The organism is Affinundibacterium macrobrachii (assembly GCF_014652415.1).
Taxonomy (GTDB): domain Bacteria; phylum Pseudomonadota; class Gammaproteobacteria; order Burkholderiales; family Burkholderiaceae_D; genus Undibacterium; species Undibacterium macrobrachii.
This window is the reverse complement of record NZ_BMYT01000003.1, coordinates 244,703-269,176: the sequence shown is the minus strand read 5'-3', so window position 1 is coordinate 269,176 and position 24,474 is coordinate 244,703. Positions and strand designations below refer to the sequence as shown.

15 protein-coding genes are annotated in these 24,474 nt (G+C 44.7%); 12 read left to right on the top strand and 3 right to left on the bottom strand.

Annotated elements, in window-relative coordinates; genetic code table 11:
* Positions 1 to 8 precede the first annotated feature (8 nt).
* The 7 genes from IE103_RS10105 to IE103_RS10075 all read left to right on the top strand — a co-directional run bounded on the left by IE103_RS10105 (position 9) and on the right by IE103_RS10075 (position 10,811).
* Positions 9 to 1,361: a hypothetical protein gene (locus IE103_RS10105; protein WP_189345994.1), complete on the top strand. Its 1,353-nt coding sequence runs from the start codon at positions 9 to 11 to the stop codon at positions 1,359 to 1,361.
* A gap of 705 nt (positions 1,362 to 2,066) precedes the next feature.
* Positions 2,067 to 3,161 carry a phosphotransferase family protein gene (locus IE103_RS10100; protein ID WP_189345993.1) on the top strand — a complete coding sequence of 365 codons (1,095 nt, stop codon included), beginning with the start codon at positions 2,067 to 2,069 and terminating at the stop codon, positions 3,159 to 3,161.
* Positions 3,161 to 4,300 carry a T3SS effector HopA1 family protein gene (locus IE103_RS10095; protein ID WP_189345992.1) on the top strand — a complete coding sequence of 380 codons (1,140 nt, stop codon included), beginning with the start codon at positions 3,161 to 3,163 and terminating at the stop codon, positions 4,298 to 4,300. Before IE103_RS10100 ends, IE103_RS10095 begins: the two co-directional genes overlap by 1 nt.
* A complete protein-coding gene (locus IE103_RS10090) occupies positions 4,294 to 5,604 on the top strand; it encodes a lanthionine synthetase LanC family protein (protein ID WP_189345991.1) in 1,311 nt (436 codons plus the stop codon). The genes IE103_RS10095 and IE103_RS10090 overlap by 7 nt, the downstream gene beginning before the upstream one ends.
* A gap of 127 nt (positions 5,605 to 5,731) precedes the next feature.
* Positions 5,732 to 7,867, top strand: a complete 2,136-nt coding sequence (locus tag IE103_RS10085; RefSeq protein ID WP_189345990.1) for a tetratricopeptide repeat protein — start codon at positions 5,732 to 5,734, stop codon at positions 7,865 to 7,867.
* 130 nt (positions 7,868 to 7,997) lie between these two features.
* A complete protein-coding gene (locus tag IE103_RS10080) occupies positions 7,998 to 10,187 on the top strand; it encodes a serine/threonine-protein kinase (protein ID WP_189345989.1) in 2,190 nt (729 codons plus the stop codon).
* Between the two features lie 198 nt (positions 10,188 to 10,385).
* Complete coding sequence (locus IE103_RS10075) at positions 10,386 to 10,811, top strand: acyl-CoA thioesterase (RefSeq protein ID WP_189345988.1); 426 nt, start codon at positions 10,386 to 10,388, stop codon at positions 10,809 to 10,811.
* A gap of 111 nt (positions 10,812 to 10,922) precedes the next feature.
* Here the strand turns inward: IE103_RS10075 and IE103_RS10070 are convergent, their stop codons facing one another.
* A complete protein-coding gene (locus IE103_RS10070) occupies positions 10,923 to 12,479 on the bottom strand; it encodes a sigma 54-interacting transcriptional regulator (RefSeq protein WP_189345987.1) in 1,557 nt (518 codons plus the stop codon).
* Positions 12,480 to 12,839: 360 nt separating this feature from the next.
* On the opposite strand from IE103_RS10070, the gene IE103_RS10065 reads away from it, so the two are divergent.
* The 5 genes from IE103_RS10065 to IE103_RS10045 all read left to right on the top strand — a co-directional run bounded on the left by IE103_RS10065 (position 12,840) and on the right by IE103_RS10045 (position 22,246).
* Positions 12,840 to 14,285: an NAD(P)/FAD-dependent oxidoreductase gene (locus IE103_RS10065; RefSeq protein WP_189345986.1), complete on the top strand. Its 1,446-nt coding sequence runs from the start codon at positions 12,840 to 12,842 to the stop codon at positions 14,283 to 14,285.
* A gap of 328 nt (positions 14,286 to 14,613) precedes the next feature.
* Positions 14,614 to 18,045 carry a DNA polymerase III subunit alpha gene (gene dnaE / locus IE103_RS10060; RefSeq protein ID WP_229827249.1) on the top strand — a complete coding sequence of 1,144 codons (3,432 nt, stop codon included), beginning with the start codon at positions 14,614 to 14,616 and terminating at the stop codon, positions 18,043 to 18,045.
* 23 nt (positions 18,046 to 18,068) lie between these two features.
* Positions 18,069 to 19,361, top strand: coding sequence for an O-antigen ligase family protein (locus IE103_RS10055; protein WP_189345984.1), 1,293 nt, complete (start codon positions 18,069 to 18,071; stop codon positions 19,359 to 19,361).
* Positions 19,362 to 19,407: 46 nt separating this feature from the next.
* Complete coding sequence (gene msbA, locus IE103_RS10050) at positions 19,408 to 21,177, top strand: lipid A export permease/ATP-binding protein MsbA (protein WP_189345983.1); 1,770 nt, start codon at positions 19,408 to 19,410, stop codon at positions 21,175 to 21,177.
* A gap of 55 nt (positions 21,178 to 21,232) precedes the next feature.
* A complete protein-coding gene (locus IE103_RS10045) occupies positions 21,233 to 22,246 on the top strand; it encodes a M28 family peptidase (protein ID WP_189345982.1) in 1,014 nt (337 codons plus the stop codon).
* A 21-nt stretch (positions 22,247 to 22,267) separates the two neighbouring features.
* Here the strand turns inward: IE103_RS10045 and IE103_RS10040 are convergent, their stop codons facing one another.
* A complete protein-coding gene (locus IE103_RS10040) occupies positions 22,268 to 23,092 on the bottom strand; it encodes a substrate-binding periplasmic protein (RefSeq protein ID WP_189345981.1) in 825 nt (274 codons plus the stop codon).
* A gap of 433 nt (positions 23,093 to 23,525) precedes the next feature.
* Complete coding sequence (locus tag IE103_RS10035) at positions 23,526 to 24,281, bottom strand: substrate-binding periplasmic protein (protein ID WP_189345980.1); 756 nt, start codon at positions 24,279 to 24,281, stop codon at positions 23,526 to 23,528.
* Positions 24,282 to 24,474 lie beyond the last annotated feature (193 nt).

The following is a 24,474-nucleotide window of genomic DNA, read 5'->3' as shown; positions in this document are numbered from 1 at the left end:
TAAAGGTAATGACCACAAAAAAATACGCGCAATGTCGCTTTATTGGATATGCAATTCCAACTGGCCCTAGTCAGGATAAGTTAATTTTATCGAAGTATTTGGTGGGAAATTATCTTGGTGCGACAGATATCGTGCAAGATTTGACCGCACGTATTGCAATCTTAAAAAATGCGGTTGATACCGCTAAAAATGCGTTGCCTGCCAATGATGATTCGCACTTGGTGAACAATATTTTCATGGCACCCGAGTTTTATTTTCATGGACCTTTGGGACCTTATGTCTATCGCCATACAGATGAAGATCCAGCTGAACTTGCCTTGAAAATGTTGGCGAAGACTTTCAATCCTCAGGAATATCCTAATTGGACTTTTGTCTTTGGTACGATGATCAGCGCCAAAGTTGCCAATATCGATGCGGTATTTCAGTCACCAGCCGTAAAAATGCGCAAGCGTTTGGTAGAAAGTTTGGCATTAAATGCAGAAGCTGAATTTGGTAATGCACGTAGTGTTACCGAGCAAATTTTGAGCGATACCATCACTGATTTGCGGGCGAATCCTGCTGTTCAAGTACGTGACCGCGCCTTGGTGTTCAGCAACTTGGGTTTGCAATTGCCCGGTCAATCTCAAACGCATCAATCATTAACCACCGAGAAATATTTTCTATCACCGATTGATTTCGTTTTGTTTGAAACTAATAATCAAGACGTGATTACTGAGGAAATGGTGGCTTATCCACATATCGATTTGTCTGATGGTGATGTTAAACAACATGTGCATGACAGCTACGCTATTTTTAGTCAGAATTTTGGATCGAATAATGTTCCATCTTCGATTAATTACGGCGTTGAAATTTGTCTCGATCACGATGATGCTCGTCTCAGAAAAAACATGAATCGAGAGAATCTGCCCGCAAAAAATGCCGAGCTACAAATTCAACTAGTGCCTTCTAGTGGCTCTGTGATCATGCAACAATGTGTGGTTGTAGGGGAAAATGGATTCGTCTTTAATGTTGACGGCTGGTGCGCTCTCGATAACAGTGTCACACCACAAGCCGATAATGTTGCTGGGGTGCAGTCAGTCTATACCAACTATACGTTGACGCAAAATGGTACCCAGTACAGTGCACATACACAGTTGGCGCAAGTCAAAAATCCTGCGCAGGGTTGTGACCCGAATAAATATCCAGCGGATTTTCAATTTCTGAGCGCTGAAAACGTGATTAGTTTGAAAGTGCCCGAGCTAATTCTAGACGTAGGAAGTTTTAGTGAATATTTTGCTGGTGGTTATGGCTCAATACAAATTTATGGTGGAAATACTCCTTATAATTTGTTCTCTGAAGAAATCGAAAACAGTGTTAAATAGCACTATGGTCTTTTGATTCAATTACGAGTGGAGCAGTAGTAGCTGTGGTTTGGTAGAAGTAGTAATGTCGACGAAGATATATCTTTTTTATGGTCATTAAAAGGAAAAATGAAATGTATGTAGTGGAAAATCAAAGCGCATCGCTAGCAATGACAGGTTCTCAAATTTACGATCTTGGACCAACGTCTTCAGAATGCACTCAAACTTGTGAAGCTGGACCAACGTCTTCAGAATGCACTCAAACTTGTGAAGCTGGACCAACGTCTTCAGAATGCACTCAAACTTGTGAAACTGGACCAACGTCTTCGGAATGCACTCAAACTTGTGAAACTGGACCAACGTCTTCGGAATGCACACAAACTTGTGAAACCGGACCAACGTCTTCAGAATGCACTCAAACTTGTGAAACTGGACCAGTGTCTTCAGAGTGCACTCAAACTTGTGGTTCAAAGCTTATGTCCTCGCGTCAAAACTTCGTCGCACCTCCGCAGGGACAGTATCAGTCTCAAGCGTATCAATCAGCTCCAGCATTTCTCTGTTAATTACAATGTGATGATCTGTTTGGTAAGTTTGGTGTTTAAGGCCTGAGCTGTCCTTGCTTAAAGTTTGGTAAAACCCGGTTTGGTAAAACCCGAAGTGATTAAAGCTTCGGGTTTTCTATTTTTCGTGTGCTTATCGTGTGTTGATTTCTATTTTAATGAAGCTATGTTTTTAACTGCAGCCAATCTCGCACATTATTTAGCTGCGCGAGGATTTGTTTCTTCAGGTGATATCGTCGATGGACAGTTCAGGGTGATAGAGGCGGGTCAGCACAATCGCAATTTCAAAGTTTTGTGTGGTGCGCGTGGCGGGATTTTTGTAAAGCAAATTCAAGCGATCGATAAGCTGGCACAAAGTTCGCTATTAAAAGAAGCGCAGGTCTATCGATTGGCGCAGAAATTTCCTGATTGGGCGGCCTCTGTACCAACTTTGTTAGACTACGATCAAACTAGACATAGCCTCATTTTTGAACTGATACGCGATAGTCAAAATTTGCGTGAGTTCTATTATCAACAGCGTGTTTTTCCCACCTCGCTTGCTTGCTTATTGGCAGAAGCGCTTAGTTATTATCATCGCCTTTCTTTTGATGAGAATGTATTGGATGCAGACATTCCTGGCTTGCAGAAGAGAGTACCTTGGATCTTCACCTACTACAAAAAATCGTATTTCCCACCTGGTTCCTTGAGTGCGGGAGCTGTGCAGTTTGCTGATTTTCTTCGTAGTAAACCTGTTCTCACTGGGCATCTGGATAGTTTATTTGAAACATGGCGTTTTGAAACCTTGATTCACGCTGATCTAAAGTGGGATAACTGTTTGATGTATCACGAAGCTGGTCAGCCAAAGTTAAAATTGATTGATTGGGAACTTGTCGAATTTGGCGATAGGCGTTGGGATGTTGGTTCGGTATTCCAAGCCTATCTGTCGCATTGGATCATGCGTCACTATCGAGATCAGTCGCAAAAACGCGAACAACTTTTGCAAGATACCATCGATAACATGCCATTCATGTTCGCAAGTATTCAAGCTTTTTGGCAAGCATATTGCGATCAAATGCAAATAGCCGTGCAAGACCGTCCATCGCTTTTATTGCAATGCTTAGAATTTTCTGCTGTCAGAATGTTGTGTACTGCATTTGAATCTTTGTACGGCTTAGCGCAGGTGAGTGAACACGCGCAAGCTTTGGTGGAGTTAAGTCAGGAGATTTTGGATGCGCCGGCACGAGCGGCAAGGAATCTGTTTGGGTTTGTGGAGGAATATTGATGAGTCAGAGCACAGAGTCAAACAATGTAACAAAATCAGTGCACCCATTGCGCGCACAGTTAGACAAGATTTGTCAAAGCGTGCAGATCGAAGCCGTAGATACTTTCACTATCGCAGGAGCGCGGTTTGTTACAGCGGTGCCTTCTGAGGGTTTGGCTGATGACGCCTCGCCAGACCATGCTAGCGCCCTTTCTGTTGCATGCCTGATTGAGAAATTGACGGGGCAACTTTATGAGCGTTGGTATGTGCGATCTTTAGATTGTGATGTGTACGCAGTGAGCGACGAACTTCGTGAAGATTTTCGCGAACAATTAATCGATGAACAATCAATCGACGAAAATTTAACCGACGAAGATTTAACTGCGTCATTTCATACTGCGAATGATAATAAAGATGGCTGGGACCCCGGTTGGCAAATTTATCAAACGGGTAGTGATGGTCGATTATTTGTGCAAAAAGGGGATCGTAGCCGTGCCGTATTGGCGGGTGAATACAGCACCTACAAATGGCCCGGTGTCGCGCCGGTCGCTGGTGATTTTGTTAGCGTACGTATGTTTGCTGGGAGTACGGATGTGCAACCTAGTTTCTTCTTTGCGTTTGGGCGGACTTTGTCGGATCAGTTTGATGAATATGCGATTGTGCGTTTCTATTTTCATGTGAGTGCCCAACAAGCGCCTAATTTGATGGCGCAAGTTACCGCCAATTTGAATCGTTATCAGATTCCATTTAAATTAAAGGCCTTGATACAGGCGAAGTTGTACTCGCGCAGAGATGCAGCAGTTTTGTACGTCGCTCGACGCTATTATCCGGTTGTGGCGATGCTATTGATCGATATGCAGCGCGACGGAGCTATTTGCTTGAAAGAAGGTAATCCCTTATTTACCCGAACCCTAAGTCCCGGTATCGGGATGGCAGAAGATCCGAAGGCTGGCGTGAGCTTTGGCATGCATCGATGTAATTTGTTAGCGAAAGGATTCGTCAAGGCTTGGCAATTGGGATTGCAAGATTGCAGAACCAAAATGCAGGCGATCGACGACGAGTTTGTAGCAAATCAACTTAGTTTGGATTGCGCTTACTTGAACCCCGGTTCTACAAATTTCTTTGAGGCGCAATTATTTGATAAAGAAACACAATGGTAGAAATTACTCAATCCAGCTCAACAAACAATCCTTTGTATCTAGAGATCGCGAATCGTCTTGGGAACCTACTGTGTCGAGATGCGGTATGGGATCAGTCACGTTGTAATTGGTTAGGGTGGGCGCAAGAGATGCACGGGCAGCGTTTGAGCCCTGTGTACAAGGCTTTTGGTGCGGATGTATATGCAGGTACTAGTGGTATCGCATTATTTCTTGCAGAGCTTTACCAATTTACGCATGATCGACAACAACTGCGCACGATTGAAGCAGCGGTAAATCAAGCATGCTCGATTTATGCTCGCATACCGACTAACGCTAAGCATGGATTTTATGCAGGGATCACCGGAATCGGATTTGCTTTGATACGGATTGGCGAACTACTGCAACGTGATGCATTGATTGAGCGAGGATTTTCGCTATTGCTTGATTTGCGCGACGTTCCTCTTGATCTAAAGAATATAGATGTCATTTCTGGTAGTGCTGGAGCAATTCCGGCTTTGCTATATCTCGCTAAAAAATATCAGCGTGAAGAACTGACTGAATTTGCGCAATTGCATGGACGCCATTTATTGCAACTTGCGGAACATGGTGAGCATGGTTGTTCATGGTATACGATTGGCACTGAGGTACAGTCCAATTTGACTGGACATTCACATGGTACGGCAGGAATCGCCACTGCGTTATTGGAATTGTATAGCGTGACTGAGGATAAGGATTATTTAAATACCGTACGCGCAGCACTGCAATACGAGCGTCATTGGTTTGATCAAGATCAGTCCAATTGGGCCGATTTACGACGCTTCGCACAAGCGGAAAAAGCGGCAGGATCAGATCAGCAAAAAAACACTTGCAGCATGGCTTGGTGCCATGGTGCGCCGGGGATAGGATTGTCGCGTCTCAGAAATCGACAATTACTGATGCAAATGAGCGATGTAGATACAAGCGATCTTGTCGCTATAGAACAAGATCTTGAAGCCGCTTTGCAATCGAGTGCTGCGGCACTGATGCAAGCTTGGTTGCCGGGTAAGCTCAATTATTCTTTGTGCCATGGTGCGGCGGGAAATGCTGATTTAATGATTATGGCTGCGCAAGAATTAAATCGCCCAACATTGATGACGGTGGCAGAAAAAGTCGCACAGGACGGCCACCATTTCTATGTTAAGCAAGGCTTACCGTGGCCTTGTGGTAATGCAGGCGTTGGAGAATCGCCAGGGCTCATGCTAGGAACTGCGGGGATCGGTCATTTTTACTTGCGGATGTATGATGCGCAATCGGTACGATCAATTTTGTTGATTGGCGTAGATTGAACGCAATTGGAAGTAATACCGAGATTCAAAGGTCTTAGCCGTATTGTCGTAGAGAATCTTCATTCGAGGTAGAATCCCTGATATCCTTAATTAGCTATTTTCATCTTCTTCAAACGGAATTCCATGCATGGTGCCCTCGACTTTTGAATTCCGTTTGCCAGATAGTTTGCAACACTATCGATTAGATGTTCGCATCTCTGATTCCGATTTGTTCAGCGTTTATCAAGCGTGGGATAGCAAGTTACAACGCACGGTGTTGATACATGCAATTCGCTATATGGCTGCTGGTTCAATTAGCGACGGTGCATCGGATGATCACAGCCTCAACTTGTTATATTTGCAGCGCGCGCGTCAAGTCGCTGCTTTGCAGCATCCAGCCTTTAGTCGTATTCATGCTTTAGAAGAATTTGATCGATACTTTATCTTAATCACAGAAGCTATTCAGGGTAAAAGCTTGGTCGACTTGGTTCAGCGATCCGCACTCGATACTGAATTAGCGCTGAAATATGTACGACATCTCGCTACTGCATTGCACGAGGCGCATGCAGTAGGTTTGGTGCATGGGAACTTACACAATGCGAATTTAGTGCAAGATAACTTGGGTATGTTGCGTATGTCGAGCATTGAATTTGTCTTGCATCAATCGATTGATTTGCGTATTGATGGTTTGCCGGAATGCTCGCCTTCCGATCCACGGCGAGATGTCTATTCTTTGGGCTTGCTATTGTTGGCATTGGTGACGGGACGATTTTCACATCCAGCCCAAGTTTCTCCGCAAGATATGGCGCTCTCTTGGCCTGATAAACTTCCTCAAGAAATACGTAAACTGATTGTCGACATGACGACACAACAGGCTGAACAATTTCTTACTTCTCAGCAGGTGATTGAACGATGTAGCCAGATACTTTCTGAGTATTTTCATTCAACTACTTCTTCTGCTATCAACTTACCGAAGTTGAAGCAGGATTTGCAGGAAATGCGTAATCAACGTCGTCGGCATACCCTCGCGATCACTGCTTTGCTTGTGGTATTGACGGGAGTCGGTATATGGCAACTACCGACATACTTCCCTAAGTTAATCAGTTACTTAACGCCGTTCTCTGAATCGAATGAATTAGCGCAAGCCGCGCGAGACCTGACTGAATACACTTATAAAACCGACGCGAAGTTGCTTGATGCGGCAGAGGCGCATCTGCAAAAAATCTTACAGCGTAATTCCGAACATGCAGCTGCTGTTGCATATACGTCTATCCTGTATTTGTCTAAATACAATGCTGAAAAACGTGATGAAATTTGGTTTCAAAAAGCGAAAGCAGGTGCCCAACGAGCGATGACATTAAATGGAGAACTAGCGATCAGTTTGATTGCGCAAGCCAAGGTTTTGCAGTGGCATCATCGACTTGATGAGGCGCTGGATTTGTCGTCGCGGGCGCGCAAATTAGATCCTGATAATTTATTAGCTTGGCATAGTCAGGTCAGTGTGTTGTTAGAAATGCGACAATTTTCGGAAGCGATTCCATTAGCGATGGAGGGTGCAAACAAATTTCCGCGAGATCGTTATTTGCTCGATTTGCAGGGTGGGATGTATTTAAGTCAAAAAAAGTTTAATGAGGCAGAGGCTGTCTTGAATACGAGTTTGCAGCGACAGCCAGATTCACCGCTTGCCTATTCTTTATTGGCCGAATGTTTAACCTTGCAGGAGCGTAATGTAGAGGCCTTGCGGGTTATTCAACAAGGATTACAGGTGCGACCAAATGTTAATCTTTATAGCGCGTTAGCAAATGCAAAATTTCGTGCAGGAGAATATGCAGATGCGGCGGCTGCGTTTTCTCAAACCGTATCCCGAGATAAAGGCGTAGCAGGGAGTTATTTGCGTTGGTTTGAGTATGCAGAATCTTTGATGTGGGTTGAAGGGCGAGAGAATGATGCGGTTCAAGCATATCAGCGAGCCCTCGAATTATTGGATATTCGATTTAGTCGCTCACCTGATGATGCGACTTTGCTGTCCATTAAAAGTATGATCATGGCTCGATTAAATGATTTTCCTCAAGCGACAACACTAGCGAATCGTACGATAGCGCGGAAGTCTGAAGATCCTTATGTGCATTTTTGGTTAGCATATACATTCGAATTGCTACAACAGCGTGAACAAGCTTTGGCTGAGCTTAAGTTATCAAAACACTTTGGTATTCCCAATCAAATGTTAGAAACACATCCGGGATTACGTAGCTTGAGAGAAGATCCTCGATTTGCCAGCTTGTGACCAAGACAATAAAACATACTTTGTTGAACGCTAGGGTGTTGTTCTCGGTGTCTGCTTGCGTCTTTCTGTGGTGAAATTAGTTTAGAATACGGATTGCCGTCTTTTCAACTGGATTTAGTCACCGCGTCTCATGTCAGCAAGTAAAGACAATGTCAAACAACCTGAACAATTACTACACTATCAACTAGGTAAGAGCCTAGGTGAGGGTGGGTTTGGGCATGTCTATCAAGCATGGGATACCAAGTTACATCGGCAAGTGGCGATTAAGTATTTGAAAAATATCGCAGCTGGTGTTGATTTGATGAAGGAGGCGCGTTTAGCGGCTTCACTCCAGCATGCCGCTTTCGTAAAAATTCACGCGTTAGAACAGACCGACGATTGCCAAGCCATTGTGATGGAATTGGTGCCAGGACGCACTTTACGTCAGGTCTTGGAAACACAGACACCGAGTATCTCGCATGTGGTCGATATTGTTTTACAAGTCGCACAAGCGATGCATGAAGCGCACACAGCTGGTTTGATCCATGGCGATTTAAAGCCATCAAATCTGATGCAAGAGCCAAGCGGCATGGTGCGTATCTTAGATTTTGGTCTTGCTATTCAAGCAGATCGAGATGTCACAACTTCCTTGGTGCAATCTGATCCACAAGGCACGATTGCCTACATGGCGCCCGAAGTGCTAACTGGCGCGAGCTTGAAGCCCAGTTCAGATATTTATGCTTTGGGTGTGATCTTATATGAGCTATTAACAGGTTCTAGACCTTTTTCGCATTTGTCTGGTTTAGCATTGGCAGCGGCGTTGATTCAATCCAACTCAGATCAGTGGCCTTGGCCAGATCATTTGCCGCAAGTGCTGCGCTTGTTGGTGCGGGCGATGACAACGCGCCAAGTCGAACAGCGTATCAGTAGTATGCAAGAAGTTGCCTATCAATGCGCCCAGATTGCAGCGATTGATGCACCGTCTTTAAATTCAGGCACATTCAATTTAGCGGCACTGAATCTCAATTTATTGAACGTGCCTGAACAAACAAAAGCTGCGTTTAGTTGGCGTCAGTTAGTGCAGAAATGGCGCTTTGTTTTTGCCGCGCTATTAACTTCTGCGGTATTAGTTGGTGTTTGGTATTCGCAACCATATTGGTCACAAATGCGTTCGGCGATCGCACCGTATTCTGAAGCGCGAGAAATGCAACTGGGTTTGGAGGCATTTACGAATTATGATCGCCTTGAAATGCTCGACAAAGCAGAGCAGCATTTCTCTCGCATACTCGAAAACACGCCGCAACATGCAGCTGCAGCGGCAAGCCTATCTTTGATTTATAGCTATCGCTATTTGTACGATGAAGAAAATCCATATTGGTTAGCGAAAGCAGAAAGTAATGCGCAAGTCGCTTTGAAATCGAATGACTTCCTTGCCTTGAGTCATATTGCAAACGCGCGGGTGATGGGGCTTCAAGATAAGTTTACCCTTGCCCTAGCTGAGATTGAACGAGCAATTGCCTTAGATCCTAGTAGTGCATTAGCCTTAGGTGTGAAGACTGATTTGTTCATACGTGCGCACCGATTGGATGAGGCTTTGACGATGGTCAAAGCGGCAATGTTGCGCTATCCAGCAGAGCGGACCTTTGCCGATCAGTTAGGACAAATTTATTTTCAAAAAGCGGATTTTAAATCTGCAGAGGTCGCATATGGATTAAGTTTGCAAATTAAGCCTGACGGCAGTGCTGCGTACTTAGGATTATCAGAAACCTTCACGATGCAGAGTCGTGCAGAAGATAGTTTGCAAGTGCTGCAATCGGGACTAAAAAATCGACCAGGTGCAGAGTTATATAAAGCACTCGGTAATCATTATTTTGCAAGTGGTGACTACGTTGGTGCGGCGAGTGCCTATGAAAATGCGGTCAGTGTAGATAAAGGAAATCCGGCTGATTATTTAGCTTGGGCAAAGTTGGGTGATACGATGTCTTGGTTGCCAGGCAAATCGGATGTGGCGAAGACGGCTTATAGCAAAGCGCGCAATCTTTTGCAACCAAGACTGAAAGATGATCCGAATAATGTGGATCTCTTGTCGCGCATGGGTTTATACACAGCGAAACTGGGTGAGAATGCTGATGCTTTAATGTATGTGCAAAAAGCCTTGGTAATCGCGCCAGAGAATGCAGAGGTACAATTGCGCGCAGGGGTCAGTTTCGAGATGATCGATATGCGCACCCAAGCTTTAGCGGCGATCTCCAAGGCTAAAGAGCTAGGAATATCGCTTAAGTTAATCGAATCTGAGCCAGAGTTAATTGCTTTACGTCGTGATCCAAAGTATCTGCGATAGTTAACTCACTAAGCTAACTTCACTAAGCTAACTTCGCCAAGCCGATAACATGGCTAGCACATTCAAAGTATTCATCGCCCCCGAGGCTTGCATCGTTGCGTTTGCAGTTTTGAACCGTACCTCAAATACGATGTGCCTTTGACTACGGCGACTTTCAGAATCTAATTTCAAACTATTGTAGAAGGAGTTGAGTGCGCAATGTCTGTTCCTGAGACCTCAATAGAATTTAGTATTGTGATGCAAGTGCGCGATTACGAATGTGATCAAGGCGGGGTTGTAAATAACGCGGTTTATTTCAATTATTGTGAGCATGCAAGGCACGAATTTTTAAAGACTTTAGGTATTGATTTTGCCGAGTTTGCACGGCGTCGCATTAACTTTGTTGTAGTTCGCTCGGAACTTGATTACAAGGCATCGTTGGTGAGCGGAGATGTATTTTCAGTGAGCGTGCGTTTTGAACGTGTATCGCGTTTGCGATTTATGTTTCATCAAACGATTCATCGTCAATCAGATGATAAACGTATTTGTGAGGCTAAAGTATTTGCCGCGATTGTTGATGAAAATGGTCGACCCTGCATGCCAGATGAAATCGCAAAGATCGTTGGGCCAGTGCCGACCAAGTAGAAAAAAGTAATTGGTTTGCGGCGCTGTTGATTTGTTGATGATGCTTACTCGATCATCACACAATAATCGGCCGCAGATGCCTACAAATATTTAAATCTATTTGAACTCGAATTAAGCAATCCAACCAAGCCCTTTTAAATGTCGACGTAATGCTTCGCTAGGTGTTTTCAATCGTGCTGCACAATCTTCAACATGATTATTCACTGCATCGAGATGCGCACGAATTTCCTCGGCGGGAATTTGCTCAACGCGACGAATCTGCGAATTAGCCTCAATTAATTTGTACATCGACGGGCGAGAGATACCTAAATCATCGGCAGCATATTGGATAGTCCAACCATGTCTATGCATGGCGTCGATCACGTCTTGTTCGGTGAGGTCGCGTAATTTTTTACGTTCGATGTGCGCATTGTCCGCTGGGGCTGCTGGCGGCTTCACGACTGGTATTGGCGCATCACTGATGGCTTTACGCAATTCGGCACTAGCCGGTGGATTTGCTTTAGGCGCTTCAATGAATTTACTTAACTGCGGATATTCACCCAACTGCAATGACAGCAGTGCGCGTTTTAATACATTGCTTAATTGGCGAATGTTTCCTGGCCAATCAAAATTCAACATTTCACCAATCAAACTCGGCGGTATTAAACTCAAATTCATTGAGGGGAAGTCTTCGCGTTTTGAGAGGTGGGCGATTAATAGCCCAATATCTTCACGTCGTTGGCGTAAAGGTGGAATCCGAATAATGAAGCTTTCTAATCGGCGTACTAAGGCGTGGTTGAAATTGGTGTGATACAGATCTTGATCTGTAGCTGTGATTAGGCGTGCGGTAGAGCGCGCATCACGCGTTGCACCGAGTGGTCGGTACTCGCCATTTTCTAACACGCGTAAAAGCATCGGTTGTACGGTGGCAGGTGTATTGCCGATCTCGTCTAAAAATAAGCTGGAATTTTGTGCTTCACTGAAATAGCCATCGCGGGTATTTTGAGCTCCAGTGTAGGCACCTTTTGCCGCGCCAAATAGATCTGCCGCAGCTAGTGATTCATTCAAGGCGGCCATGTTGACCGAAACCATTTTCGCAGCGCTACGCTTGCTGAGTTGATGAATTGCTTGTGCAGCGACTTCTTTACCCGTACCCGTTTCGCCAAGCAACAACACTGCATTATCGTTAGTTGCAGCTAATCGAATTAAATCTCTGGTTGAAATCGCGTTGCTGCCAACACCGATAAAACCATTTACTGGATTTAATTTGGGCAGGCAGCGCATCCAATGTAAGCAAATATAAATTGCACGTCCTAGTCCAATGATGACGCCAGCATCGACTTGTTCTGGGCTGAGATAGCTTGGAGTACGAATTTCTTCCCCATTCACTTCAACCACCATACGACTATTCGGCGGGCAGATCGTGATGCCATCGCTGGTGTCGCGCACAATTCTTAGTGGATCGCGTGACACGCCACCGTGACCGATTGGTAGTGCATCGCCCGTAATGTGACGAAATACTGGGGTGAAACGACTCAATTCAATCACTTCTGCTTCGGTGCCGCCAATAAACTGCTCACCAATTCTTGCGCTATCCGTATGCCAAGCGATCGTGAGACTGAGTAGCGGTTTGCTATTGGCTGCTGCAAATGCAATGGGTGAGGTTAGTGTGTAGTCGGCGTTAGACATAGTGGCTTAACGAAGAGAGCGATTAATAAGTTTAGCTTGCAATTTACATGTAAAAATTTTTTTACATGTAGTCTTAATTTTCTTTAGTTTTGTTGGGAACAAGTTAAAAAACGCGTCAATTTAGCGCGATTCATTTTTAATTTGGTAATTGAATTTTTCAATCTTAACCTTGATCGCACAAATTATGTAGCGGCATTCTAGCGGCATCGTAAGTTTATTTCATGTCTTTCCTGTAAAAACGACAAATTTTTACGCTTTAAGTGGCTGGCATGTGAATTGCTACTGTCGATTTACGTCACAAAAGACATGCTATTTAGTATCGAATCAGCAGCAGTTAATAACTTCAAGACCAACGAATTTATGGAAGCACACAATTTTAGCTCTATCGACGAATCGCAAAAGTCTATGCAGACGCAGTATGCCGATGTGTTGATTATTGGCGGTGGGCCATCGGGCTGTGCGGCTGGGCTTGCTTTGTTAAAGCGCGGTGATATCGATGTGATGATGATAGAGCGTGATGATTACACCGAACATCGATATGGTGAATCATTGTCGTCGGGTGTGCGTTCGACACTAGAATATTTAGACCTATGGCAAGATTTTGCACAAGCACAAAATTTGGCGCCATTCACTTGTCAGGTCACGTGGGGCAGTGAGTCGCAACGTCGCCTTGGGTACATGTTTACACCACATGGCACTGGCTGGAATTTGGATCGTTTGAACTTTGAACAAATGATGATGCGCGCATTCGTCAAGCGTGGTGGGCGTTTGCAATGTCACCGTCAAGTCATTACTTGCGAACCGCAGTCGGATCGGGGCTGGCGTGTGATTGTGAAGTCACAAGACCAACAAATGCACATGATCGTTTGTAAATACATCATTGATGCTTCTGGGCGGCGCGGTGTGATGCGAACCAATTTGAATTTAGCATTAAAGGTTCATGATCGTTTGATCGGCATTACTTGCATTGGACAATTGCCCGCAGATAGCTCACCGCAGATCGAAAATCAGGTCGAAGCTTGTGAATATGGTTGGTGGCATTCCTCACCGATGCCAGATCGGCGGGTTTCTATTAGTTTGATGACCGACCCCGATATCGCCCACAAAATGCAGATCTGCCATCCAGATGTGTGGTTAGATTTATTGATGAAAACGCCGTTCTTGGGTGCGTTAGTTAACAGGGTGGGCGTGGAATTTGCTGAAAAGCCGCGTTCTTTCCCTTGTTTTTCATCTTATTTGGAGCAAGCTGGTGGCAAGGATTGGGTCGCAGTTGGTGACGCGGTTGCATCGTATGATCCGATTTCTTCTTCTGGAATGCCGCGCGCCTTAGCTAGTGGTGTTCATGGTGCCTTCATTGCGGTGGATAGTTTGTTCTCAAGTGGTGAACTGTTGAAGACTTACGCAGGAGCGATTAATCAAGATTTCAAACAGTATTTGCAAACGCAATGGCAATATTATCAACGCGAAACGCGTTGGCCTTTAGCCACTTTTTGGGCGCGTCGTCGTGCCGTCATTGCCATTTCAAAAGAAGCGACGATCCATGCCACACATTTTTTTGAGCAGAGACTAGCGCCAAATCCTACCCATTTAAAGGCCAGCGAATTGCAGGATTTATGGCTGTTATGTGAATTGGGTAAATCGGTACGATGCTTAATTCAAGAATTTTCTCAACAGCACTTATATTTGCCCGAGCAAAAAATCTTACTTGGCCTGCAAGAACTGATAGAAACAGGCTACTTAGAGATTGCCAATGAAGATGAAGAAGATCGCGTCTTTTTTAATACTGAGCGCCTTTATTTTGATTGATATGCAGCACGATTGATTTGAGTTGGTTTGAGGCTTTTAGTCTAGCAGCTTAGTGTTCAGTGCTTAGAATGCTTAGTTGATTTGATGTTAATTTATTGTTAATCTAATTCATTCCAAGTCTAAGAAAAGAAGGCATAACCCAGTCTGGGGTAAAAATCGCTTAGACAAAGTTGTTGGAGCTGGCATAGGTTTGTCTTCCAAGCATGCCTCAACACGGTAAAATAGCGGGATGAATACAGAACTCGCACTCCCTCAAACATCTTCCCCAGAAACTTCATCGACCGCCTCTGGCGCGGCATCTGCTTTTCCGCAGTTTGTGCACTTGCGCATGCATTCAGAATATTCGATTGTTGACGGATTGGTCAGAATTGATGATGTCGTGAAAGCGGCAGTTAAAGACAAACAAGCTGCCTTAGCATTGACCGATTTAGGTAATTTGTTTGGTTTAGTTAAATTTTATAAGGCAACGCGCGGTAAAGGAATTAAACCTGTTGCCGGATGTGATGTTTGGATTACCAATGAAAATGATCGCGACAAACCTTCGCGCTTGTTGCTACTGGTGAAATCACGTCATGGTTATCTGCGCTTGTGTGAATTATTGGCGCGTGCTTGGTTGGAAAATCAGCACCGTGGTCGTGCCGAAATTAAATTTGAATGGTTACAAGAACTGTTTGAGCGCGACCAAGAGCAAGGACTTATCGCATTATCAGGAGCGCATTTTGGTGATGTGGGGATTGCCATCGATAACGGCAATCTTGAATTGGCGGAACGTCACGCCCAACGTTGGGCAAGTATCTTCCCGAATCATTTCTATATAGAGATTCAACGTGCAGGTCAGCCGAACATGGAGGCGCACGTCAAGCAAGCCGTGAAGCTTGCACAGCGTTTGAGCTTGCCAGTGGTGGCGACACATCCGATTCAGTTTTTGAATAAAGAAGATTTCACCGCGCATGAAGCACGCACCTGTATTGCAGAAGGTGAAATGCTGGCAAATGGTCGACGTGCACGCAAATTCAACGATCAGCAATGCTTTAAGTCGCGTGAAGAAATGTTGGCCTTGTTTGCCGACATTCCTGGGGCCTTAGCCAATTCCGTTGAGATTGCTAAACGTTGTAATTTGAAATTAGAGCTTGGTAAACCGAAGCTGCCTGATTTTCCAACGCCAGAAGGCATGACCATTAATGATTTTTTGGTCTATGAAGCCAAGCGAGGTTTGGAGTATCGATTAGAAAATTTGTTTCCCGACCCAGTCAAACGCGAACAAAACCGCGAACGTTATGAGGCTCGGCTGAAGTTTGAAACCGACACCATTATCAAAATGGGTTTCCCCGGCTACTTCTTGATTGTTGCTGACTTTATTCAATGGGCAAAAAATAATGGCGTACCTGTCGGCCCGGGTCGTGGTTCTGGTGCGGGTTCTTTGGTCGCTTATGCGCTGTTGATTACCGATCTCGATCCGCTGCAATACAATTTGCTATTCGAACGTTTCTTGAATCCAGAACGCGTCTCCATGCCCGACTTTGATATTGACTTCTGTCAGGAAGGTCGTGATCGTGTTATTCAATACGTGAAAGATCGATACGGCAAAGAAGCGGTGTCACAGATTGCCACCTTCGGTACCATGGCGGCTAAGGGCGCGATTCGCGATGTTGGCCGTGTGCTTGATTTTGGTTATATGTTTTGCGATGGAGTCTCAAAACTTATCCCATTTAAACCGGGCAAGCAAGTCACAATCGCCGAGGCCATCGTCGAAGAACCTCTACTGGCGGAGCGTCAAGAAAACGAAGAAGAGGTCAAAACCTTGCTCGACTTAGCACAGCAAGTCGAAGGCATTACGCGTAACATCGGTATGCATGCGGGTGGCGTATTGATCGCGCCGGGTAAGCTCACGGATTTTTGCCCACTCTACACGCAGGGCGGCGATTCTGGCGTAGTCTCGCAATACGATAAAGATGACGTCGAAGCCGTTGGCTTGGTGAAGTTCGACTTTTTGGGTTTGACCACCTTAACGATTTTGGATCGTGCGGTGCGCTATATCAAAATGCTCGATCCAGCGATGAAGGATTTTGATTTATCTAAATTGCCGCTCGACGATAGAGCTTCTTACGAACTCCTCACCAAAGCAAAAACCGTCGCCGTCTTCCAGCTAGAAAGTCGCGGCATGCAAGGCATGTTGAAAGACGCACGTCCCGATCGCTTTGAAGACATTATCGCGCTGGTGGCTTTGTATCGCCCAGGTCCTATGGATTTGATTCCTGACTTCTGTAAGCGTAAGCACGGTGAGAAGTTTGATTACCCTGATCCGCGTACTGAAGGCATTTTGTCCGAAACCTACGGCATTATGGTGTATCAGGAACAGGTTATGCAGATGGCGCAGGTGGTCGGTGGTTACTCACTCGGTGGTGCGGATTTGTTGCGTCGTGCGATGGGTAAAAAGAAGGCTGAAGAGATGGCAGAGCATCGCCAAATTTTCCGTGATGGTGCGGCGAAAGATGGATTGCCACAAGAAAAAGCCGATGAAATTTTCGACTTGATGGAAAAATTTGCGGGCTATGGTTTTAATAAATCCCATGCTGCGGCTTACGCGCTTTTGTCTTATCACACTGCGTATTTGAAAGCCCATCATCCTGCCGCGTTTATGGCAGCCAATATGTCGCTGGCGATGGATGATACCGACAAGGTCAAGATTTTGGTCGAAGACGCGATTGATGTCTGTAAGCTGAAAATGTTAGCGCCAGATATTAATCTATCTGATTATCGTTTTATGCCAGTCGGCGAGGCGGGTAAGAAAGCGACACAAATCCGTTATGGTTTGGGCGCAGTCAAAGGTTCTGGACAGAACGCGATTGAAAGCATAGTTAACGCGCGCAAAAATGGCGGACCATTTACCGATTTATTCGATTTCTGTAAGCGTGTCGATAAGCGCCAAGTCAATCGACGCACGATTGAATCCTTGATACGCGCCGGTGCGATGGATTGTTTAAAACAAGATCGCGCAGTGTTGTTAGCGACGGTTGATTTTGCGCTGGAAGTTGCAGAACAAGCTGAAGCGTCAGCTAATCAAGTCAGTTTATTTGGTGACGATGACGATATGATTCCACCACCGGAATACGTCAAAGCGGAACACTGGTCTGATCGCCAGCGTTTGCTCGAAGAAAAACAAGCGCTCGGTTTCTATTTATCTGGACATTTGTTCGATGCGTATGCACCGGAAGTACGACAATTTATTAAAACGACTTTGGCAAAAGTCGAGCCTTCACGCGATTTACGTTTGATCGGTGGAGTCATTGCAGGCTTGCGTACGCAAATGACGCAACGTGGTCGTTTACTGATCGTTACTTTGGACGATGGTACTGCGGTGGTCGAAGTGACCGTGTATGGCGAGTTGGCGGAAGAATTCAAAGGAATATTTAAAGAGGATGAATTCCTCGCGGTGATGGGTAAAGTGTCGGAAGATCGCTTTAATGGCGGTCTGCGGATTACTGCTGAAAAAGTGATGGATATTGGTCGCGCCCGTGTGCAATTCTCGCAAGGATTGCGAATTAAACTTGATGCCAGTGCTGATACAAAAAAACTAGCCGAAATCTTGCAAGGACATCTGAATAGTGAAGGTTGCCCAGTCTTGATCGATTATGCCAATCAAACAGCGGCAGCAGAATTGTATTTATCGGATGCTTGGCGAGTGAATCCTGACGATCAGTTACGTAAAAAGCTGGGTGATTGGTTGCACGCATCCAATGTCAAAATTGAATATGCTTAATTAAGTGATTGGATAAGCCAAACATGACCGCGACCATCCCTGTGCACAATGCGCAAACAGACTGGCGACAAACTTTGCCACAGCAAATCTTGTCTTGGCTGCCAGTGACTTTGTTTTTTCAAGTCGGCTTGATGTATGCGGGTTTGGTTTTATTTTTACTTAGCTGGGCGTTTTCTGGCGATTGGAAAAATAAAATTAGCCAAATTAGGTCATCTGCTTTGTTTGTGCCGGTGTTGGCATTGAGTGTAGTTTCTGTCTTGATTGGCTTGATTCATCCACGTCCTGAAGGCGAATTTGCTGCCGCATTCTTGCATTATCAAAGTTATTGCTTACTTTTTCCTATGCTGAGCTTGCGCGGCGGCGCTTGGCAAAACCGAGCAGTAAAGAACTTCTTTTTCGGGGCGATACTCGCAGCTACGCTGTTTTATCTGAATGCATTAGGCGCTTTGCCAGCGATTAAACTGTTTAAGAGTTATGTCGTGTATGAAGGCAATAAGTCGATTTTGCTGGGTTTGTTATTAGCGATCGCGGCGGCGTGGATGTTGCATGAATGGCGTTTGCGTAAGAATCAACATGCTTGGCGTGCACTTGCTTTTATATATGTGCTGCTCGCCTTGGTCTTGTGTGCAAAATCGCGCACTGCTAGTTTGTTATTTATCTTGCTGTGTGGCGTACTTGTTTGTCGCAATTTCCGTTTTCGGTGGTGGCAAGTGTTTGCATCTGGTGCGGTATTGACGGCACTAGTTTTTGCAATCAACTACATCGCGCACTTACCCTCACCAGTCACTTGCTTGGCAAAACAAATGCACGATGTGCATCAGATGCATGGTGCAGAAATTATGATGAATCGAGCCATTTGTACGGTGCATCAGGTTCGTGATTTTGGCCAGACTAAACAGGTGAGTGAGGACGGCATGCGTCTTGAACTCTATATGAACACTTGGCAAATGATCACAGCAAGTCCTTGGATAGGACACGGCATAGGCAATTGGCTGCCGATGTATCAGCAAAAAGCGCAGGGGCAAATTAGCGAAAAAATGACGACGCCGCATAACGACTATTTGCTGTATTGGTTTGAATTGGGCTTGGGCGGTTTAGTCGCCTTGCTTGCGATTTGGTTGACGCAATTGCGGATCGCCTTTCGTATGGTGAACTCTGAGCATAGTGAGCGCGCGATGTTGGTGTCGATGCTCACGCTGTCTATGATGTTTGCAGCTTGTTTTAACGCGATCTTGCGTGACGGCGTATTTGCTTTCGCGATGCTGATCCTGCTTGCGATACCGATGGCTGGCGTATCGCATACGACCTCTAAATAGAGACATCAGAATAACTCGAATAAAAACGAATAAAAACGAATAAATTATGGCGAAACTGAATAAACCAATTTTGAAAAGACTGTGGAGCTCGGTCACGCAATATCGCGCTTATTTGATTTTAACGGTCTTGACGATGTGCGGTACCGCGCTGACAGAGCTGGCGCTGCCTTGGGGATTAGGCTTATTGCTTGACCATGGCTTTGGTCATAATGCATCGACTGTGTCGAGCGCATCGAGAGCACAGGTCGTGAATTTCCCGCTATGGTATGTGCCAGCGGTATTGATCGGTATCTTCGTCATTCGCGGTATTTGCACATTCACGACGAGTTATCTTATGAGTCGTATCTCCGTCAATTTGCTCAATGAATTGCGTGCCAAGGTGTTTGATAAATTGCTGCATGTGCCAGTTGGTTTCTATCATAGCGAATCGAGTGGTCGCATCATCAATACCATTATGTTTGAAGCGCAGCAAATTGTTGAGATGGTGAAAGTCTCGATCACCACTTTGTTCCGCGATTCTTTGACCGTGATCGTCTTGATGGGTTATCTGATTTGGCTGAACTGGAAATTAACTTTAGTCACGATTATTTTGATTCCAGGTATGACGATCTTGGTGCGCGGCGTGAGTAAGCGTTTGCGTAAATTGAATCATCAATCTTTAGAAGTTAGTGGCGAGCTGACGCAAGTAATCGAAGAAACTACGCGTGCCCATCAAGTGATTCGTATTTTTGGTGGGCAGAAATACGAGCAGCAACGCTTTGAAGCGAAGAATAAGAAGCTCGGCAGTTTCACAATGAAAAGCACTGTTGCCGTATCGTTCACCACGCCTTTGACACAAATTTTGGCATCGGTTGCGGTGGCGATTGTGATTATGTTGGCTTTAGCGCAAGCGCGTAAAGATGCTACCACCGTCGGTGATTTCGTTACATTTATTACTGCCATGATGATGTTGCTGACACCATTGAAACGCTTGGCAGATTTAAATGGACCTCTGCAACGTGGTATGGCGGCGGCTGAATCGGTATATAGCATGGTGGATGCAATCCCTGAAAATGAAAGCGGTCAGCAAATTGAAGGACGTGCTTCTGGTCAGCTCAGTTTTGAAGATCTGTGCTTTACCTATCTAGGGCAAGAACAGCCAGCCTTAAATCAGATTAATTTAAAAGTCGAAGCCGGCGAGACGATTGCCTTGGTCGGCATGTCGGGCGGTGGTAAAACTTCATTAGTCAACTTGGTGCCGCGTTTTTATGAGCCAGATAGCGGCAAGATCTTACTAGATGGCGTGGCATTATCCGATTTGTCGCTGAAGAGTTTGCGCCAGCAGATAGCAATGGTCAGTCAAAATGTGATTTTGTTTGATGACACGATTGCCGCCAATATTGCTTACGGTGATGCGAGTCCAGATACCGCAAGGATTGCTTATGCGATTCAAGCTGCGCATTTGCAAGACGTCGTTAATGAAATGCCCGAGGGCTTGCAAACCATGATAGGTGACAATGGGATGCGTTTGTCAGGAGGTCAGCGTCAACGCTTAGCGATCGCTCGTGCAATTTATAAGAATGCACCTATTTTGATTTTAGATGAGGCTACTTCGGCCTTGGATAGCGAATCAGAACGTGCAGTGCAAGCCGCACTAGACGAATTAATGCAAGGCCGTACTACACTCGTGATTGCGCATCGTCTATCAACAATTGAACGCGCCAGCAGAATTGTAGTCTTAGTCGAAGGGCAGATCGTTGAAATAGGAACCCATGCAGAATTGTTAGCGAAAGATGCTGCTTATGCTAACTTGTATCGATTGCAGTTTGCGGCTTGATTGTGAATTAATAGACTGTTAGACCATCGCTATTTATTTGAAGACAGGAGTAGGTATGTCGAGATTGTTGAAGACTTTGTTGTTGAGTGTATTCGCGCTCGGCCTGACTCATAGTGCCGTGGCAGGGGCTACGGATAGCGCACAAAGTACTGAGTTTCAAGTAAGTCATATCGACGCAGCGATGAAGCGCTTTACCAAAGCACCGCATCCGATGGCGAGTGCTGAACAAAAGAAATTGGCGCAAGAGATTAAAGCCGGTTTGAGCAAGCATGGCTGGCAAGTACAAAGTCAAAAGTTCAAAACCAAGATTCCGAATTTGGCGCATCATCAATTAGGTGGGCAAGATAAAAAAGCGGCGCCGATTAAAGAGGTTGAAGGAGAAAATATCATCGCTATCTCAAAAGGTAGCGAGCGATGCATGGTATTAATTGGTGGTCATTACGACACCAAGTTTTATAAAGACTTTGCATTTGTTGGCGCGAATGATGGCGGTTCTTCAACCGCAGCGATGCAAGAGCTGGCTCGGGTAGTTCAGATAATTCGTCGTCAAGAAAGCAGCAAGCCAGCGGGTAAAGAAAGTGGTCGATTCTTAGATTGCAGTATTGCTTTAACTTTCTTTGATGGTGAAGAAGCGACTTTGCCTGAATGGAGTGATGCTGACCGATTATTGGGAATTACCGACAATACGCATGGTTCACGCGCGTTTGCAGCGAGTTTGAGTAAGCAATTTGAAGGGGTAACGTATCAGAATTTGCCGATCAAGGCAGTATTGATTCTGGATATGATAGGCCATAAGAATCAACAACTTTTTATCACGAATGGCTCTAATCCGCAGTTAGCGCAAAAATTACTTGGGCAAAAAACGAATACAAAAATAAGCACGGCGAATATTGCGATTGAAGATGATCATATTCCGTTTGCGCAAATGGGATTGCCATTTCTTCATATCATTGACTGGACCAACCTTGCCGAGTGGCATACACCAAAAGATACTTTAGAAATTATCTCCAATAAGAACATTGCTGATTTTGGTGATATGTTGGTGCGTTTCTTGAAGCAAAAGCGCTAGGCAAGACGCAAAGCAAATTGCTTATTTGGGTTTGTTGAGTATCCGCGAAATTTCACCATTCTTTTTGCCGCGCATAATCGCCACGTTGAGACGTTTGATAATCGCATCGTGTTTGTGCAAGCCTGCGGCGAAATGCAATTCGTCAACCCGCAAAGGTTTTGCTAACACAGTGAACTTGCTTTCCTCTGTATTTAATACATGCGATTTGTCGGTGTTCTGCATATGCCTCAATAGACTCTCGACTTCACGCGGATCACTCTCTCTAGCGCCAAACAGCATCACATCCATGCGTTGCATTGCCAGTTTTTTTAAACGCGCTACGTGTGAGGCGGTGTCTTCTTCGACTTTGAATAACCGATTCTTATTGCTATCAAACTCATCACCATAGCTAACACCACGAATCACACCGACAGTTTTTCCTTTTAAGTCATCAATTTTCTCGAACTGAAATTCTTGCTTACTGGAAGTAACTAGCCAGACAAAATTGGCATAGATAAAATCAGAAAACTGCATTGTCTGCAGTCGCTCACTATTTTTTGATAAACCAAACGCGATGCCATAGCCATTGTTGACGTGATTGAGCAAACGCGCCATAGGAAAATATTCCACTTGAAAATTGACATTTGCCTCGCGCTCGAAAAAAAGTATAAGTTGGCGAATATCGTCTTTAATCGGGACGATTTCCCCGCGTTCATTTCGAAGTTCGCGAATGAGTAAAGGCAGTTTCTGCGATTGTGTGGCTTGTGCTGTCCAGATCAAGCTCGGGCCAATCAGCGCAATACACAGCAATATCACTTGCTGATAAGTTCGCCATCGTTTGAAATAATTAATTTGTATGCATGCCATAGTCGAGAGACTTCTCGGTTGAGCTAACTGCGCTGTACTTATAGAAAAGTATAGTCTGAATTGGATCTTGATGAACTTGATTCGAGCTTAAATTGCGACGAGTTGCCTGAGCAATTAAATCTGAAGGTGAATTTCACTGCGAGTTTCGATGCGAGTTTCAATGCGAAAGCAGAGAAAAATAGGCAAAAAAAAGTCATCTCAAGAGGGCTCGAGATGACTGAAAAGGGAGGTTGAAACAATATGTACAAGTTGACTTGGCTAGTCCGTACAATTGCGTCAAGTGAAGTTTGCAATTCTTGCGGGTACTTTGCAATTACTTTGGGATAAACGGCAGGTTTTAGCGACTGGAGTGCAGGAAACGCGGTATTAAGTAATGCGTTTTTGTTTTAAAAGCACGATTTCTTGGGATGGAATAATTTATCGTTATTGGTAATTATTTATAGCTATCGATAATTTTCTGATAGATCCCATTAGCTCGAATCTTTTTTAAACCTTCATTAAATTGCTGACGCAATTCTGCTTGTTGAAATACCACGGCATAAGAGGTTTTTGACTTGATTAAGTCGTGGTAGGTGAGTGCTTCTGATGTATCAAATTCTTTTGCCAGCAAGTGTTGATGATGTTGAAAGATCGTTTTGTCGATAATAATTAATTGCACGCGGTCCGCCCAAAACATTTTGTTTTGACTAAGCTGATTGAAAGCTTGGTGATAATTTTTGGGAAATCTACCGTTGGCATCAGGTCGATACGTTGCTTCAAACTCGGGCCCAAGATTCTTCCAGCCATCTTGCCAAATAATGAAACTAAAGCGTGACAGATCCTGCAGACTTTTAAGTTCAATTGCCTGTTTGCTTTTGCTAATAACCACATTTTGAAATTCTAAATAAGGATCAGAGAAGTAAAGGCTAGGGTCTCTATCGTCCTGTACCGTTGCTGCCGCATCGACTTCTTTTTCTTTAACCGCTTTGATCAAACGAACCTTGGGAATCGTGCTGACTTTAATAGTGTGACCATATTGCCCCATGATCTGGCGTAGTAAATCGATTTCGATACCTTGATCAAGATTATCTCGGCGAAAGCAATAAGGCGGTCTATCAGTGGCAAAAGCGATCTTGAGCTCAGCCGCAGCAGCGCTAAGCTGCAGACATGGCAAACAAAAAAATAATAGGTACTTTAGCAATTGCTTCATACACTTTCATTTTCGCAATGCGGCATGTTGAGACCTCTGCACAATTAGTACGCGAGCAAAGTGTGCTAGTCTTGTGCAGACGCCTGTTGTGAGATAAATGTTTGGCGACTTTATTGCATATCGAATATTCTGACCAGTTTTGTAAGAATACCTGATTCAATGTCTTAATACATACAAGACTGTATTTATAAAG

What these genes read in the sequence shown, in the direction of transcription:
- IE103_RS10095 (WP_189345992.1), top strand. Translation starts at nt 3,161, where the DNA reads ATGAGTCAGAGCACAGAGTCAAACAATGTAACAAAATCAGTGCACCCA.
- IE103_RS10035 (WP_189345980.1), bottom strand. Translation starts at nt 24,281, where the DNA reads ATGAAGCAATTGCTAAAGTACCTATTATTTTTTTGTTTGCCATGTCTG.
- IE103_RS10075 (WP_189345988.1), top strand. Translation starts at nt 10,386, where the DNA reads ATGTCTGTTCCTGAGACCTCAATAGAATTTAGTATTGTGATGCAAGTG.
- msbA (WP_189345983.1), top strand. Translation starts at nt 19,408, where the DNA reads ATGGCGAAACTGAATAAACCAATTTTGAAAAGACTGTGGAGCTCGGTC.
- IE103_RS10045 (WP_189345982.1), top strand. Translation starts at nt 21,233, where the DNA reads ATGTCGAGATTGTTGAAGACTTTGTTGTTGAGTGTATTCGCGCTCGGC.
- IE103_RS10070 (WP_189345987.1), bottom strand. Translation starts at nt 12,479, where the DNA reads ATGTCTAACGCCGACTACACACTAACCTCACCCATTGCATTTGCAGCA.
- IE103_RS10100 (WP_189345993.1), top strand. Translation starts at nt 2,067, where the DNA reads ATGTTTTTAACTGCAGCCAATCTCGCACATTATTTAGCTGCGCGAGGA.
- IE103_RS10090 (WP_189345991.1), top strand. Translation starts at nt 4,294, where the DNA reads ATGGTAGAAATTACTCAATCCAGCTCAACAAACAATCCTTTGTATCTA.
- IE103_RS10085 (WP_189345990.1), top strand. Translation starts at nt 5,732, where the DNA reads ATGGTGCCCTCGACTTTTGAATTCCGTTTGCCAGATAGTTTGCAACAC.
- IE103_RS10065 (WP_189345986.1), top strand. Translation starts at nt 12,840, where the DNA reads ATGGAAGCACACAATTTTAGCTCTATCGACGAATCGCAAAAGTCTATG.
- dnaE (WP_229827249.1), top strand. Translation starts at nt 14,614, where the DNA reads ATGCATTCAGAATATTCGATTGTTGACGGATTGGTCAGAATTGATGAT.
- IE103_RS10105 (WP_189345994.1), top strand. Translation starts at nt 9, where the DNA reads ATGACCACAAAAAAATACGCGCAATGTCGCTTTATTGGATATGCAATT.
- IE103_RS10055 (WP_189345984.1), top strand. Translation starts at nt 18,069, where the DNA reads ATGACCGCGACCATCCCTGTGCACAATGCGCAAACAGACTGGCGACAA.
- IE103_RS10040 (WP_189345981.1), bottom strand. Translation starts at nt 23,092, where the DNA reads ATGGCATGCATACAAATTAATTATTTCAAACGATGGCGAACTTATCAG.
- IE103_RS10080 (WP_189345989.1), top strand. Translation starts at nt 7,998, where the DNA reads ATGTCAGCAAGTAAAGACAATGTCAAACAACCTGAACAATTACTACAC.